Origin of the sequence: Pseudomonas sp. R15(2017), assembly GCF_002112685.1 — a bacterium.
Taxonomy (GTDB): Bacteria; Pseudomonadota; Gammaproteobacteria; order Pseudomonadales; family Pseudomonadaceae; genus Aquipseudomonas; species Aquipseudomonas glycinae.
The window spans coordinates 145,998-160,289 of record NZ_NEII01000012.1 but is presented as its reverse complement, the minus strand read 5'-3'; the positions used below and the strand labels follow the sequence as shown (position 1 = coordinate 160,289).

Annotated in this window: 14 protein-coding genes; 1 reads left to right on the top strand and 13 read right to left on the bottom strand. The window is 61.2% G+C overall.

From position 1 onward, the window contains the following. Nucleotides 1-41 precede the first annotated feature (41 nt). A complete protein-coding gene (locus tag CAF77_RS23330) occupies nt 42-551 on the bottom strand; it encodes a hypothetical protein (protein WP_074690788.1) in 510 nt (169 codons plus the stop codon). A 390-nt stretch (nt 552-941) separates the two neighbouring features. Here CAF77_RS23330 and CAF77_RS23325 point away from each other — a divergent pair, with 390 nt between their 5' ends. Then, complete coding sequence (locus CAF77_RS23325; protein ID WP_085655379.1) at nt 942-1,403, top strand: DUF3574 domain-containing protein; 462 nt, start codon at nt 942-944, stop codon at nt 1,401-1,403. Here CAF77_RS23325 and CAF77_RS23320 read toward each other — a convergent pair. From CAF77_RS23320 to CAF77_RS23265, 12 genes are all read right to left on the bottom strand, one after another. Then, nucleotides 1,379-2,764 carry an APC family permease gene (locus tag CAF77_RS23320; protein WP_085655380.1) on the bottom strand — a complete coding sequence of 462 codons (1,386 nt, stop codon included), beginning with the start codon at nt 2,762-2,764 and terminating at the stop codon, nt 1,379-1,381. The genes CAF77_RS23325 and CAF77_RS23320 overlap by 25 nt on opposite strands. A 42-nt stretch (nt 2,765-2,806) precedes the next feature. Next, a complete protein-coding gene (locus CAF77_RS23315) occupies nt 2,807-5,194 on the bottom strand; it encodes a TonB-dependent siderophore receptor (RefSeq protein ID WP_064381954.1) in 2,388 nt (795 codons plus the stop codon). 387 nt (nt 5,195-5,581) lie between these two features. Next, the gene (locus CAF77_RS23310) at nt 5,582-6,247 is read right to left on the bottom strand and encodes a sulfite oxidase-like oxidoreductase (RefSeq protein WP_085655381.1); all 666 of its coding nucleotides are present in this window, start codon (nt 6,245-6,247) and stop codon (nt 5,582-5,584) included. 9 nt (nt 6,248-6,256) lie between these two features. Continuing rightward, nucleotides 6,257-7,312, bottom strand: a complete 1,056-nt coding sequence (locus tag CAF77_RS23305) for a substrate-binding domain-containing protein (protein WP_085655382.1) — start codon at nt 7,310-7,312, stop codon at nt 6,257-6,259. A 31-nt stretch (nt 7,313-7,343) separates the two neighbouring features. Beyond that, nucleotides 7,344-8,369 (bottom strand): ABC transporter permease, encoded by a 1,026-nt coding sequence (locus tag CAF77_RS23300; RefSeq protein ID WP_064381956.1) that lies wholly within the window; start codon nt 8,367-8,369, stop codon nt 7,344-7,346. After that, the gene (locus tag CAF77_RS23295; RefSeq protein WP_085655383.1) at nt 8,362-9,918 is read right to left on the bottom strand and encodes a sugar ABC transporter ATP-binding protein; all 1,557 of its coding nucleotides are present in this window, start codon (nt 9,916-9,918) and stop codon (nt 8,362-8,364) included. The genes CAF77_RS23300 and CAF77_RS23295 overlap by 8 nt, the downstream gene beginning before the upstream one ends. An 8-nt stretch (nt 9,919-9,926) precedes the next feature. Further along, nucleotides 9,927-10,598 carry a methionine ABC transporter permease gene (locus tag CAF77_RS23290; protein ID WP_011333762.1) on the bottom strand — a complete coding sequence of 224 codons (672 nt, stop codon included), beginning with the start codon at nt 10,596-10,598 and terminating at the stop codon, nt 9,927-9,929. Further along, nucleotides 10,595-11,395 carry a methionine ABC transporter ATP-binding protein gene (locus CAF77_RS23285; protein ID WP_084776990.1) on the bottom strand — a complete coding sequence of 267 codons (801 nt, stop codon included), beginning with the start codon at nt 11,393-11,395 and terminating at the stop codon, nt 10,595-10,597. Before CAF77_RS23285 ends, CAF77_RS23290 begins: the two co-directional genes overlap by 4 nt. After that, on the bottom strand, nt 11,392-12,201 hold the full coding sequence (locus CAF77_RS23280; protein WP_064384109.1) for a MetQ/NlpA family ABC transporter substrate-binding protein: 810 nt from the start codon (nt 12,199-12,201) through the stop codon (nt 11,392-11,394). The genes CAF77_RS23285 and CAF77_RS23280 overlap by 4 nt, the downstream gene beginning before the upstream one ends. Nucleotides 12,202-12,259: 58 nt before the next feature. Further along, nucleotides 12,260-13,312: an isopenicillin N synthase family oxygenase gene (locus tag CAF77_RS23275; RefSeq protein WP_064381958.1), complete on the bottom strand. Its 1,053-nt coding sequence runs from the start codon at nt 13,310-13,312 to the stop codon at nt 12,260-12,262. 183 nt (nt 13,313-13,495) lie between these two features. Further along, complete coding sequence (locus tag CAF77_RS23270; RefSeq protein WP_039771176.1) at nt 13,496-13,759, bottom strand: PAAR domain-containing protein; 264 nt, start codon at nt 13,757-13,759, stop codon at nt 13,496-13,498. Between the two features lie 122 nt (nt 13,760-13,881). After that, entirely contained in the window at nt 13,882-14,289 is a 408-nt protein-coding gene (locus tag CAF77_RS23265; protein WP_064381959.1) for an Imm1 family immunity protein, read from the bottom strand. Nucleotides 14,290-14,292 lie beyond the last annotated feature (3 nt).

Genomic DNA, 14,292 nt, shown 5'->3' with positions numbered 1-14,292 from the left:
CGGGAATTTCCCGGTCGGGCTTTTTCATGCGCTGGCGAAAATCAGCAGGTGCAGCACATCATCGGCATGCCGTTGCAGCTCATCATCATCGGCATGCTGCAGTCGTTCATCATCTTCATCATCAGGGCGCAGCAGTTTTTCATCATGTCCATGTTCATGCCCGGCATCGGCATGATTTTGCACATCATGCAGTCGGCCATCATGGTGCATTCCATCACGCACTTCATCGATGGCATCGGCATGCCCATCATCGGCATCGGCATCATCATGTTCATCATCGGCATGGCCATGGCCGCCGGGGACATGCACATCATGCTCATGTTGCCGCAATGCATCATCATCGGCATGCCGCAGTCCATCATCATCTGCATCATTTGCGCGCTGTTCTTGAACATGGCCATGTCCATGCCAGCGGCCGGCATCATCTTGCACATCATGCCGTCGTCCATCATGTCGCAGCTCATGGTCGCCATCATCATCGGCATGCCCGTCATCGGCATCATCGGCATGTTGGCGTTCATCGGCATTTGCATCTGCATGGCGTTCATCATGGTGTAGCTCCCTGAGGATTAAGAACTGGATGAGAAGTTGATGGAGCGGATTCTAAGGATTGGAAAATCCGCAACAAGCTGTCCATCGAGCAGCAAAAAGTGCTGTTCAAGCGCTTCAAGTGCAGCGTTCCGTGCGACTTGAACCGTTGCAGCAGCAGAGTAGACGCAATGACAGATCCGGCAAATGCGGTAACAGGTTTTTAAATGCCATGGATATGCGATCAAACACCAAGCAAATAACTTAAAGAAATAATCGTTCTAACCAGCGGGCATTATTTTCACTGTGTTTGCTTATTCCATTAGTTCAGCGACGATCCACTTTTTAATCTTTTATTGCTATTAACCGCCCCCTCTATAATTCGGGACAGTTCTTAACAATAAGGAAGTTCCATGCCGCAACGTTTACTACTGGCAGCACTGTTCCTGGCGGTCGCCGGGTGTGCCAGCCCTCCTCCGGTTTCCGTGCATACCAAGGATCCCGTCAGTTCGACCCTGCAGGGCGATGCCACGCGACCAGCGCAGGCGCAGTGGGTGCGCACCGAGTTGTATTTTTCGGTGGGGCCGCTGGAAGGCGAGGAAGGTGTGGTGAGTCCGGCGCGCTGGCGCGAGTTTCTCGATCAGGAAGTGACGACGCGGTTCCCTGACGGGTTCAGCGTGTTCGATGCGTATGGGCAGTGGAAGGACCACGACGCGAAAGTGCCCGAGCGGCTGGCGACCAAGGTGATTGTGATCCTGCACGAAAGCGGGCCGAAACGTGAGAGTGACATTGAGGCGATTCGTTTGGCGTACAAGCGGATTACGGGGGATTTGTCGGTGCTGCGGTTGTCTCAGCCGGCGGCGGTGTCCTTCTGATCCGAGGTCTTTTGCAGAGCCTGCCGAGGTGTCGACACCAGGCGGCTCAACCCGGCCAGCAACAACGCACCCACCATCAAAACCCCAATCCCCAGAAAAGCGCCGAAACCAACCACCGTCACGCTGGAATACAGCATGTACACGCATAGCCCAAAAAACAGCAGCGGCAAAACCGGATAAAACGGCACCCTGACCGGCCGGGGGATCTCGGGGAAACGCCGCCGCAGAATAATCAACGCCAGACTGCTCAGACTCAGAAACAACCAGTACACCGGCGTCAGGTACTCAACCATGGTGTTGAAACCGCTCTGGGTAAAACTGCCAAATAACACCAGCAACAACGCCACCGCCCCCTCCGCCAACAACGCCTTGCGCGGGACGCCATCGCGCTCATCCCACTCACCGAAGCGGCGCAATTGCGCCACATCGCGGGCGGCGGCGTAGGTGGTGCGGGCGCCGACCAGCAAGGTCGAGTTGATGGTGGCGATGGCCGCGATGCCAACCATCAGCAGGATCAGCAGCACGCCCGGGGCACCGAAGGCGCGGTTCAACAATTCCACCGCCGGCGCGTTGCTCGCCGCCAGGCCTTCGAATCCCAGCCCTTGGACGAACGCCCAGTTCAGCGCCAGATAGATCGCCATCAGCACCGTCAGCGCACCGAGCATAGCGATGAAAATTCCACGTCGACCGTCGCGCACTTCAGCCGATAACGTCGCCGCATCGCTCCAGCCGCCGAAGGCCAGAAACACAAAGATCATCGCCGCTGAAAATCCCGCCGCGCCGGTGTGCTCAGGCGTGGCCGGCGCACTCGGTGCAAGCGGCTCAACGCCCTGCCACACCAGCCACACTCCGGCGCTGGCAATGCTCAGGAACCCGAGAGCAAGCAGCCCGACCAGCACCGTCTGAGTAATAAAACCAATGTGCTTGCCCATCAGATTCAGCAGCACCAACGCTGCAATGATCGCACCGGCAAACAGCCCCGATCCGTAATGCCCCAACGGCACGACCGCATTGAAGTAGTCGGCAAACATGAACGCCGACAACGCGATCCACCCGGTGTGCATCACCGAGAATCGCGACCAGGCAAACAGGAAGCCCATGCGCTCGCCATAAGCGGTGCGCAAAAAATGATAGTCACCGCCCGGATGCGGGAAGGCGGTGGCCATCTCGGCAAAGCACAAGGCCCCGGCCATCGACGCCAGTGCGCCGAGCACCCAGACCCAATAGAAATGTTCCGGCCCGACGTTCAAGGCAACGGTCGGCGCGGTTTTGAGAATGTCGGTGGTGATGACCATGCCCAGCGTGATCAGCAATGCCTGGAACACTGGCAGGTGCCGCTTGGGGCCATTGGTTTGAGTCATGAAGGTTCCCGCTGATGATCCGCCATCCATGGCGGAAAAGACTCAGAAGCCGTAGGTGGCGGTGGCGTAGTAATACGCGCCGTTGGTGCCGATCGGCGAGAGCACGTCGTACGGCAGGTTGCCGCCGTAGTTGATGGCCGAGCCGGAGCGTTCCGGGTAGTTGTCGGTCAGGTTGTTGCCACCCAGGGCGATGCTGAATTTCGGGGTGAATTTGTAGGTCACCTCGGCGTCCAGTTGCCATACCGCGCCGTAGGTTTGCTCAGGCTGCGAGTCGCCGAAATCGAACACCCGGGTGGTTTCGCCCTGACGGGTCAGACGCCCGAGCAGGCCCCAGTGTTCGCTGGTCCAGTTGGCGGAAAACACGAAGCGATCCTTGGGAGCGGCGTCGGTCAGGGTGTTGCGTTCCTCGACGCCGACCAGCGCGTCATTGCCGATCCCTAAGGCGGTCAGCTGCGACGGCGTGCCTTTGGTGCTGGTGACCTTGGTGTGGTTGTAGGTGTACGCGGTGGTCAGGCCCAGTTGCCCGTCGTAGAACGGCTGATGGTAGTTGAGCACCAGTTCGGCGCCGTCAGTGCTGGTGTCAGCGGCGTTGGTGAAGAAGTTGACGTCGTGCACGCCCGGCACGCCGAAGTTGTCGTTGATGTAGCTTTCCAGCGCGTCGCTGCCGATTCGCTGCGACAGGGTGATCCGGTCCTTGACGTCAATGCGGAACACGTCCAGCGACGCATCGAAGCGTTCGTTCAACTGGAACGTCAGGCCGAGGCTGAAGTTCTTCGAGGTTTCCGGATCGAGCTTTTCAGCGCCCAAGGCACGGGCAATCGGATCGTTGACCGACAACACGCGGATGTCGGTGAGCGTGCCGCCGTCGCCGAAGTTGCTGGTGGTGTTCTGGAAGCCGCTCTGGGCCAGCGACGGCGCGCGGAAGTTGTTCGACACCGCACCGCGCAACGCCCATTGATCGGTCAGCTTGTAGCGACCGCTGAGCTTGCCGGTGAGTTTGCTGCCCGCATCGTCGTAATGTTCCCAGCGCGTGGCGGCATCGACGAAGAAACGGTCGGTGAGATCACCGGACAATTCGGCGTAGGTGCCGAACACGTTGCGATCCAGATCCGACTCTTCACTCGGGCGCAGGCCGTTGGCGCCATCGGCCCCGGAACCGATGTAAGAGGCTTCGTCTCCGGCAAAGGTCAGGTAGTTTTCATAGCGATATTCACCGCCCACCGCCAACACGAACGAGCGGCCACCGAGGCGCAATTCGCGGCTGAAATCGAGGTTGGTGGTGGTCTGGCGCAACTCGTAGTCGCCAGTGTCAAAGCGGGTCGGCGAGTCCGCGCCGAGGCTGACGTTGAGGGTGCGACGGGTTGCCGATTCGAAGCGGTTGCGACCGTGGGTGACGCTGCTGTCGAAATCCCAGTCGTCGCCGATCAGGCCTTTGTAACCGGCGGTGGCGGAGATGTCGGTGTTGTCGCCCAGCGATTGCGGCAGGTAGCCGTTGGGGTAGAACTGCGGCTGCTCGGACGGATAGCGATAGAACTCGGCGCCGGTGGTGTGGCGTTCGTTGTAGGTGCCGAAGCTGTAGGCCTTGCCGCCGGCCAGCGGCAATTCGCCGTTGAACCAGGCGTTGACGTCCCGCGCCACGCCGTCGCCCATCACGTAGTTGCGCTGGCCCGGAGTGTCGGCGAAACCGTCGTAGCCGGCGCGGTTGGTCGGGTTGCGATCCTTGTACTCGGTGCCGCCGCGAATGAAGCCGCCCTCCTCGCCCAGCCGCGTGCCGATCTTGGCGGTGGTCACGCTGTTCTGGCCGTCGGTGGTGGTTTTGCCGATCGCGTCCTGATGGGTGTGGTAGGCGCCGTAGCTGGTGGACACTTCGCCGCCTTCGGGGGCATCGTCGAGGATGATGTTGATCACCCCGGCAATCGCGTCCGAGCCGTACTGTGCGCCCGCGCCGTCGCGCAGCACTTCGATGCGTTTGATCGCGCTGATCGGGATCGAGTTGAAGTCCACCGGCGCCGTGCCGCGACCGATTTTCGACGAGTCGTTGACCACCGCCGAGGTGTGGCGGCGCTTGCCGTTGACCAGCACCAGCACCTGATCCGGGCTCATGCCGCGCAGCTGCGCAGCGCGCACGTGGTCGGCGCCGCCGGAGTTGGACTGGCGCGGAAAACTGAACGACGGCAATAGCGTCTGCAACGCCTGGCCCAGCTCGCCGCCACTGGCGCCGGCGGTCTTCAGGTCCTCGGCGGTCAGCACATCCACCGGCACCGGCGAATCCAGCACCGTGCGTGCGGTGCCCCGGGTGCCGGTGACCAGCACGGTGCCCAGCCGTGTGTCATCGTCGACGCGCGCGGAAGTCTCTTCGGCTTGCGCAGGAAGTTGCCAGATTGCACTGACAACAGCGATGGCGAGTAATGAACGCGAACGGTGAATCATGCGACAGCTCCTTGAATCGCAGTTAATAACCGGCCGCTGCCGAATCATGAAGTGTCGGCAATCAGTGCACGGCAATTTCTGCTGTAGTTTTGATATTCAGAAAGGCAGCCAAGTGTGTTGAGTAACTATCGGCTGTTAGAGCGCAAGAACCCCAAAGTTAGTAGAACCCCCTGTTTACCGATGCTAGACGAGCGGTCGCCTGCCGCAAAAGAACCAATAACGCTTAGGTTATGCCCGACGAACGGAGTGTTGCCTGAGCAACACTTGTGTTTGCGCAACAACATAAACACCCAACTAACCAACAACTAACACGCACAAAAACGCACTCCACGTTGTTGTAGAGAGCGTTATTAATCTGTGTTTTTTTCGGTGCGAAGTTAGATGCCGTCAGTCGAAGTCCTTTTCCCGCCAGGCATCTTCGGCAATGTCCAGCGCATCACCACTGAAACGCTGCTCAATGAACGGATCGGCGTGCAAATGAAAGCCGTTGCGCTCCCAGAATCCCGGTTGTTCCTGATCGGTGAATTCGAGTCCGCGCAGCCATTTCGCGCTCTTCCAGAAGTACCGCCCCGCCACCACCAGACGCAGTGGCCAACCGTGTTGCGCGGTCAGCGGCTGACCGTCGTAATGGGTGGCCAGCAGGCTGTCCGGGTGCAGCAGGTCATCGAGATGCAGGTTGGTCTGGTAAGCGTGATCGGCGTGGGCCATGACGAAGGACGACGTCAGCCGGATGTCCAGGGCCTGCAGCAGGTCTTGCAGGTGCACGCCGCTCCAGCGGGTGTCGAACTTCGACCAGCGTGTCACGCAATGAATGTCGCATTGCAACTGGCGCTGTGGCAGCGCTTGCAGATCGGCGTAGGTCAGCTCGACCGGGTTGGCCAAGGTGCCGAACAGGCGCAGCGACCACGTCGCCAGGTCATACGCCGGCACCTCGCCCTCGTGCAGGATCGGGAAACGCTCCGTGAGCACCTGCCCCGGTGGCAGCCGTTCGCCCAGCGCCACATCGGCTGTCGGCGAACGGCTCTTGCGCAGGCGCGCAGCCTTGTCGTGCATGTCGGTTCCTCAGTTCGCCACGGGAATCCACGGTGCCCGCGCGACATTGGCGGTGTCACCGAAGGCTGGCAGTTTTTGCCCAAGGTCGCGCACGTTTTTCACGTCCAGATCCAGTAGTTGCTGACGGGTGATCAGGGTCGGCGGCACCAGCACCTTGTGCCCCGGATTTTCCCCGGCAATCAGCATCGCCAGGCTGCGCACGCTGATCGCGCCGGCCACTTGCGGATTGACCGCCGCGGTGGCGGCCCAGGCGCTGTCCGGCTCTTTCATGATCTGGATGTCGGCGGTGGAAATGTCGGCGCTGTAGATCTTCACCTTGCGGCTCAGACCGGCCTCATCGACGGCGATCTTCGCACCTTTGGCGAACTCGTCGAACGGCGCGAAGATCACGCTGATCCCCGGATTGGCCCGCAGCACGGCGCTGGCCTGATCGGCCACCGAGTTGGCAATCGGCGGATTGAGCGTGCCGAAGCGCGCCTTCTCGATGATCCCCGGATTGCTCGCCTTGACCTGGCTCCAGATCTCATCACGCCGCTCCATCGGCGTGAAACCGCTGATGTAGACGTAACCGGCATCAAAACGGGTGCCGTTGTCCCTGACCGCTTGATCGAGTGCCAGCCGCGCCAGTGCATGGTGATCCTGTTCGACCTGGGTCACTTGCGGCGTGTTCAGGTCAACGTCGAACGCAACGACCTTAATGCCTTTGGCGAGTGCCCGGTCGATCGGGCCTTTGAGGGTTTCCGCGAGACCCAATTGCACGATGATCCCGTCGACACCGAGGTCGGCAGCCTGATCGATCATCTCGCCCTGGCTCGCCGCCTGTTGCCGCGCGTCGAACACCCGCAGGTTGGCGCCCAGCGCTTCGGTCTGTTTCTCCACGCCGCGCAGATAGGCTTCAGGGAAATCTCCGGAAAACAGATAGCCGACCAGCGCAATCTGTACCTGACCTTTATCGAACGGCGACGGTGCGCCGGGCAAGGCCTTGGCCTGCGCATTGAGGGCCAGCGCCGAGAGCAGCGCCCCGGCGAGGCAATGACGTGCGAACTGTTTGATTGAACCGTGCATGGATCTTTCCTTGAAGCATCAATGAACCGGCTCAGCGCGCCCGATGCGCGAGGCCGAAGGTGAACATCAGGGCCAGCACCAGCACCAGTCCCTTGACGAAATCCTGCGCGTAGTAAGGCGCGTTGAGCATGGTCAGGCCGTTGAGCAACGAAGCCACCAGCAACGCGCCGACCAGCGTGCCGAACGCATTGGGCTTCTTCGCCCCGAGCACGGCAAAACCGATCAGCGCAGCGCCCAGCGCATCGAGCACCAGGCCATTGCCGGAGCTGACATCCCCGCGCCCCAATCGCGCCGCCAGCAACAAACCGCCCAGCGAGGCCAGCAGCGCCGACAGCACATAAGCCAGCAACTTGAAGCGCTGCACCGGCGCACCGGCCAGACGCGCCGCCTGCTCGTTGCCGCCAATCGCATAGAACAACCGGCCGATGCGCGTGCGTTCGAGAAACAGCCACACCGCCACCGCGACCACCGCCGTGATCAACACCGGAACCGGCACGATGTCCCACAACCGTCCGCGGCCCAGCGCCAGAAACACTGCACTGAACGAACCCTCGGCTTCATCGCCGTTGGGCAAGGTCATGCCCACCGCAATCGAGCGGCCGCCCGTGGGAATCAGTTGCACGCCGATCACCAGGAACATGCTGCCAAGCGTGGCGAGAATGTCCGGCACGCGCATCTTCACGATCAGCCAGCCGTTGAGCAGCCCCACCAGCGCGCCACCGGCCAGGCTGATCAGCACCGCCGGCACCGCGCCCCAGCCGAGCACCACCATCACGTAACTGGCAATCATCAGGCTCATCGCCGCCACCGCGCCGATCGACAAATCCAGTCCGCCGACAGCCATGGTCAGCGTCACGCCCAACGCCAGCAGTGCAACAATCGACACCGACTGCAGAATGCTGAACAGGTTGCCGACCCGCAGGAACGCCGGCTCCGCCACACTGAAAAACACCACGATCAACGCCAACACCCACAGCAGGCCGTAGCGGATCAGCGCTTGCACGAAGCGCTCGGACGGCGCCGGGGCGGATGACAACAGGGAACTCGAATCAGGCACTCGCTCTACTCCTTGGCGCGGCGTGAACAATAGAATTTTGCGGGTCGCTGCCGGCCAGCGCGGCGACCAGGGTGGCGCGATCCAGCCCGGCACGCGGGTACTCGGCCACCACCGCGTGATCGCGCACCAGCAGGATCCGGTCGGCGATCTCCAGCGCTTCATCGACGTCCGAGCAGATCACCAACGTGGCGCGGCCAGCGGCGCTGTCGCGCAGCAGTTGGCCGATCTCGCGCCGGGCACGCACATCGACGCCCTGAAACGGCTCGTCGAGGATCAGCACCCGGCCCTCGCCAAGCAGCCAGCGACCGAGCACGACTTTCTGCTGATTGCCGCCGGACAACGCACTCATCGGCACATCGATGCCGGTGGTCTTGATTCCCAGCGCGGCGACTTGCGCCTCCACCGCTGCTGCTTCGGCACGGTTGCGGATGAAACCGCCACGGGTAAAGCGTTCGAGGAACGGTAAGGTCAGAGTTCGGCGCAATGAAAAGTCCGCCACCAGCGATTGGCTCGCGCGATCTTCGGCGGCGAAGAACAAGCCGCTCTGGATCGCCTGGCGGGGCGAGCCCGGTTGCCACTCGATGCCGTCCAGTTGCAGAGAGCCGGACAACGTTTTGCGCAGCCCGAACAGCACTTCGGCGATCTCGCTTTTGCCGGCGCCGAGCAACCCGGTCAGCACCACCACTTCGTTTTCGTGCAGGGACAGATCAAAAGCCTGAGTGCGCGGCAGGATTTTCACGTCGCGCAGTTTCAGTACTTCGCGCCCCGCCGCTCGCGGTGTGTAGACGTGGGCTTCCAGCGCCTGACCAAGCATCGCTTCCAGTGCCTCGGGCAATTGCCGGGCACTGAACTCACCGGCCAGTTGCCCGTCACGCAACACCACGGCGCGGTCGGCCACTCGTTGCAGATCGGACAGGCGATGGGAGATGTACAGAATCGCCACACCACGGCTGCGCAAGGTGTCGATCAGCCCGAACAGGCGCTGCGCTTCCGCATCCGACAGCGCTGCCGTGGGCTCGTCGAGAATCAGCAGGCGCGGTTGCAGGGCGAAGGCGCGAGCCAACACCACCAGTTGCCGCTCGGCCTGGCCGAGGTGTTCGATCGGTTGCTCCAGCGGCAGCACCAGACCGAGGCCGGCGGCGATGCTCGCAGCGCGCTCCAGCAGGCGTCTGCGATTGAGCCAGAAGTCGGCGTCGGGACGGCACAGTTCATCGAGCAGCAGGTTTTCCGCCACGCTCAATCCGGGCGCGATGCCCTCGTTGATCTGCTGATGAACCGCGACGATGCCGAAGCGGCGCGCCGACAGCGGCGAACTGAAATGCCGGGGTTGGCCATCGATCCGGATCTCGCCGCCATCGGGGGTCTGGCTGCCGGCGAGGATCTTCACCAGCGTCGATTTGCCCGCACCGTTGGCGCCGAGCAGCGCCACCACTTCGGCGGGAAAAATATCCAGGCTGACCCGGTCCAGCGCCCGGTTCGAGCCAAAGGTCTTGCTCAGTTCACGTACACGAATCAGTGGCTCGGAGACCACGGCGACAGGCGCACCCATAAAATTCCTTAACGTCGATGAGCCAGCGAACGCACCAGTCGATCGCCCAGGCTTTGCACACCCTGGACGAGGATGACCAACACCACGACGGTGGCGACCATCACTTCATTGTTGAACCGTTGATAGCCGTAGCGGATCGCCAGATCGCCCAGTCCACCGCCACCGATCACTCCGGCCATGGAGGAAAAACCGATCAGCATCACCAGCGTCAGGGTGACGCCCGCCAGCAAGGCCGGCAGCGCTTCGGGCAACAGCACTTTGAAAATCACGTGGCGGATGTCACCGCCCATGGCCAGGATCGCTTCGATCCGGCCTTTTTCGACTTCGTCGAGGGCGTTCTCGACGATCCGCGCAAAAAACGGAAAGGCGCCGATGGTGATCGGCACCACGGCGGCGGTGCTGCCCAGGGTGGTGCCGACCACCAGCCGGGTCAGCGGGATCAGGGCAATCAGCATCACCACGAACGGCAGCGAACGCCCCAGATTGATGATTGCGCCCAAGGCTTGATTGAGCCTCGGCAACGGGTACAGGCCCTGACGCCGACTGATGAACAGCAACACCCCCAGCGGCAGGCCGATCAGCAAGGTGAACAGCCCGGCGAGCAGCACCATGTACAGGGTTTCGCCGGTAGCGTTGAGCACCAGTTGCAGGATTTCATTCCAGTCGATCACACGGTTCATGAGTGGGCCGCCCGTACGCCGTATTGCCGCAGAAAACTCAGACCGGGCGCGTCATGCCCCAGCGGCAAGCCGCAACTGGGGCGCAGTGAGGCGCCGAGGGCGGACTGCGGATCGGCCAGCAATCGAGCCACCGGCCCCGCCTCCACCAGTTTCCCGTTGGCCATGGACGCGGCGTGATCGCAGATCGACTTGACCACGTCCAGTTCGTGGGTGATCAGCACGATGGTCAAACCGAGTTGCCGATTGATATCGCGCAACAGCTCCAGAATCGATGCGGTGGTTTCCGGGTCGAGGGCGCTGGTGGCTTCGTCCGACAGCAGATACGCCGGCCGCGCCGCCAGGGCCCGAGCGATGCCCACTCGCTGCTTCTGCCCACCGGACAGTTGCGATGGAAAGGCTTCGGCCTTGTCGCCCAGCCCCACCAGATCCAGCAGTTCCCGAACCCGTTCATAACGCTGTGGCTTGGCAACCTTGGCGATTTCCAGCGGCACCGCGACGTTGTCGAACACGTTGCGCGAATGCAGCAGATTGAAGCCCTGGAAGATCATGCCGATGCGCTGACGCTGGCGGCGCAGTTCGCTATCGGACAGCGCGGTGAGGTCTTCGCCGTCCAGCAGAATCCGCCCGGCATCCGGGCGTTCGAGCAGATTGAGGCAACGCAGCAACGTTGATTTACCCGCGCCGCTGCGCCCGAGAATCCCGTAGATCGCGCCATCGGGAATGCTCAGCGACACCTGATCCAGCGCCGGGGTCGACGCTGACGGATAGGTTTTGCTCAACTGCTCGACGACGATCATGGCTTGGCATCCGCCACCGGGATCACCGAACCCTTGAAGTTCTCGGCGATGTACTTGGCGACTTGCGGCGAGGTCAGGTCCTTGGCCAGTTGCTGAATGCGCGGATCGTTTTCCAGTTTCGGCGTGGTCACCAGAATGTTGGCGTACGGGTTGTGCTCGGCCTTCTCCAGCCCCAGCGCATCCCTGGCCGGCACCAGCCCGGCTTCCAGCGCGTAGTTGCCGTTGATCACCGCCAGGTCGACGTCGTCCAGTGCGCGGGGCAGTTGCGGCGATTCGATTTCGAGGATCTTCAGCTGTTTCGGATTTTCGGCGATGTCCTTGGGCGTCGCCTGATCGGCCGCCGGGTCATTGAAGCCAGGCTTGAGTTTGATCAGGCCGTTGTCCTGCAACAGGTACAGCGCACGGCTCAGGTTGGTGACGTTGTTCGGCACGGCGACCGTACCTTTGTCTGGCATCTGGGCGAAGGTTTTGTGGCGATGGGAGTAAATCCCCAGCGGTTCGATGTGCACCGTGGCGGCCACCGCGAGTTTTTCGCCGAGGGCCTTTTCCTGGGATTGCAGGTACGGCAGATGCTGGAAGTAGTTGGCGTCCACATCGCCGTGCACCAAAAGTTCGTTGGAGTTCACGCCCTGCGGGATTTCGATCACCTTGAGATTGAGCTGCGGATCGAGTTTCTGGATGTACGCCAGAATCTGCGCGTGTGGCACCGGGTCCGCTGCAACCCGCAATGGTTCGAGCGCCTGGGCACTGAACGAAGTCACCAGCGCGCCGAGGACGGCCAGGGTCAGGCCTGCTTTTTTCAACACTGTTTTTTTCAACACTGCTTTTTTCAACATGGGAAAGCGACCTTTTGCGAGTGATGGATCAGGCGTTGGCGGTCTTGCGAAGCGGTGTCTGGGTATTCGACGCATCGGCGTAGAAGCGCTGCGCGACGTCGGGATGGGAGCGCAGTCGGCCCTTGAGGTAATTCCAGCCGACATCGCGAAACAACGGATTGAGCGGATCACTGGCCGGGCCGCGCGCCTCACGCAGCAACGCCGCCGGCAAGGGATAAAGCGGCACCACTGCATCCAGTTGCGCGCCGAGGAAAAACGCGATGGACAAGCGCTCGCTGCCCACCGGTGGCGACACCACCCGATGCACCGTGGCGCGCAGATAACCGTTGGTGGCCAGCTCCAGCAACTCGCCGATGTTCACCACCAAGGTGTTGTCCCGAGGCAGCGCATCGATCCAGCGCCCCTCTTCGATTTCCACTTGCAGGCCGGCCTGCTGGTCTTGCAGCAGGAAGCTGAGAAAACCCGAATCCTTGTGCGCGCCGACGCCCTGATTGCTCGCGGTCGAGGCTTGCCCCGGATAGCGCATCAGCTTGATGTGTTCGTTGGGTTTGTCGCCGTACAACCGGTCGAAAGCGTCTTCCGGCAAGGACAGCGCCTGAGCGAATGCGCGCAGCAGGCGCAGCGACATTTGGGTCATCGCCTGCTGCCAGTCGAGCAGCAGCGGCTTGAGTTGCGGCAACGCCTCGGGCCATTGATTCGGCCCTTGCAGCCGCGCCCATAGCGGACTGTCGGCGTTCAATGGCAAGACCTCGCGCTCGGCGCCCAGATCGAATTGCTCACGCTGATCGGGCTGGCCACGGGTGATCTCGGAAGCGGCGCGGTTGTAGCCGCGAAAGTGCGGCGAATTGATCATGCCGACGGCGTTTTTCTCGCTGTCGGGCAAGGCGAAGAACTGGCGTGCGTAGTCCTGCACTTGCTCGAGCAGGCCGGCGTCGATGCCATGGCCGGTCAGGTAGAAAAAACCCACATCGCGGGCAGCATGGCGCAGGTCATCAAGAAAGGCCTGGCGTTGCGACGGCGTGCCGTCGAGCAGGGACAGGTCGAGGATGGGTAATGCGGTGATCTTTGAGGTGTGCGGCATGATTCACTCCCGTGTGAATCAAACCTGAAGAGTCCGTGATCGATTCAGCGCGTGCCGTCATGGCAATCGGGAGGTCTATCGGTTTGATGCTTTTGATTCGTCTATGAAACAAAACTAAACGATATTAAAAACACCGAACAAATATCTTTTTTGCATTAGCTTAGGTCTGTCTGACTACATGACTCAGCTGACCACCGCGCCCTTCGGGCCGCTGGCAATAAGCGCCGCCCCACACGCAGTTTTCATGCCGTCCAGCGCGATCGGCACGCCATCGACGGTGTAGGTGCTGCTGCCCTCGGCAATCGGAAAAATCCCTTTGCACAACGGGCAACTGACCTTGTGACCGAGCCCGGCAATCGGCTTGCCATTAAGGTCGGTTCGGGAGAAGGCTTCAAGGACTTTGCCACCGTGGGTGGTGGAGTCGCCGAGGCGGATTGCGTCTTTCATGTTGTCACTCCATTGACCGGCTTACTCATCCATCCAGACATCTTCGTCCCCTTGAGGATCGATGATGAACTTCACCCGGTGGGCAGACAGAGACCCTGCCCGCCGGTCCGAATGCAGTCTCATTAACCTTCGACATCCCACGTCAAACCTGGATCGGCTGTCCCGTGCGCAGAAAAATACATCAGCGCCTGTTGTGCGATTTCTTTATCGACGCACTGATTCTGTGGATAGCTGCCGGACTGCCCTCCCACAACGACATCAAGACTTTCATCGCCGGATGCGTCGGGGGCAATCAGTGTGAAAAGCTTTTGATCCACATCCAGCGCGATAAACACCACATAACGATTTTGCGCACCGCCGCCAATGCTCATGAAGTTTTCATCATCGAGAAAGAACATCGTTGAACTGAATGTTTTTCCATCGAGACGATTCAGCGCAGAGAGCAACGCTTTTTCATCGGGTTGGTGCACTTCATGAGTGACCGAACGATTGCCTTGGGTTTCATCTTCCAGGATTTTATCCAGCTTCATAAT

Excerpts from the sequence above, each read along its gene's own strand:
- CAF77_RS23270 (WP_039771176.1), bottom strand. The coding sequence starts at position 13,759 with ATGAAAGACGCAATCCGCCTCGGCGACTCCACCACCCACGGTGGCAAA.
- CAF77_RS23265 (WP_064381959.1), bottom strand. The coding sequence starts at position 14,289 with ATGAAGCTGGATAAAATCCTGGAAGATGAAACCCAAGGCAATCGTTCG.
- CAF77_RS23295 (WP_085655383.1), bottom strand. The coding sequence starts at position 9,918 with ATGGGTGCGCCTGTCGCCGTGGTCTCCGAGCCACTGATTCGTGTACGT.
- CAF77_RS23320 (WP_085655380.1), bottom strand. The coding sequence starts at position 2,764 with ATGACTCAAACCAATGGCCCCAAGCGGCACCTGCCAGTGTTCCAGGCA.
- CAF77_RS23285 (WP_084776990.1), bottom strand. The coding sequence starts at position 11,395 with ATGATCGTCGTCGAGCAGTTGAGCAAAACCTATCCGTCAGCGTCGACC.
- CAF77_RS23330 (WP_074690788.1), bottom strand. The coding sequence starts at position 551 with ATGATGAACGCCATGCAGATGCAAATGCCGATGAACGCCAACATGCCG.
- CAF77_RS23290 (WP_011333762.1), bottom strand. The coding sequence starts at position 10,598 with ATGAACCGTGTGATCGACTGGAATGAAATCCTGCAACTGGTGCTCAAC.
- CAF77_RS23310 (WP_085655381.1), bottom strand. The coding sequence starts at position 6,247 with ATGCACGACAAGGCTGCGCGCCTGCGCAAGAGCCGTTCGCCGACAGCC.
- CAF77_RS23325 (WP_085655379.1), top strand. The coding sequence starts at position 942 with ATGCCGCAACGTTTACTACTGGCAGCACTGTTCCTGGCGGTCGCCGGG.
- CAF77_RS23275 (WP_064381958.1), bottom strand. The coding sequence starts at position 13,312 with ATGCCGCACACCTCAAAGATCACCGCATTACCCATCCTCGACCTGTCC.
- CAF77_RS23305 (WP_085655382.1), bottom strand. The coding sequence starts at position 7,312 with ATGCACGGTTCAATCAAACAGTTCGCACGTCATTGCCTCGCCGGGGCG.
- CAF77_RS23315 (WP_064381954.1), bottom strand. The coding sequence starts at position 5,194 with ATGATTCACCGTTCGCGTTCATTACTCGCCATCGCTGTTGTCAGTGCA.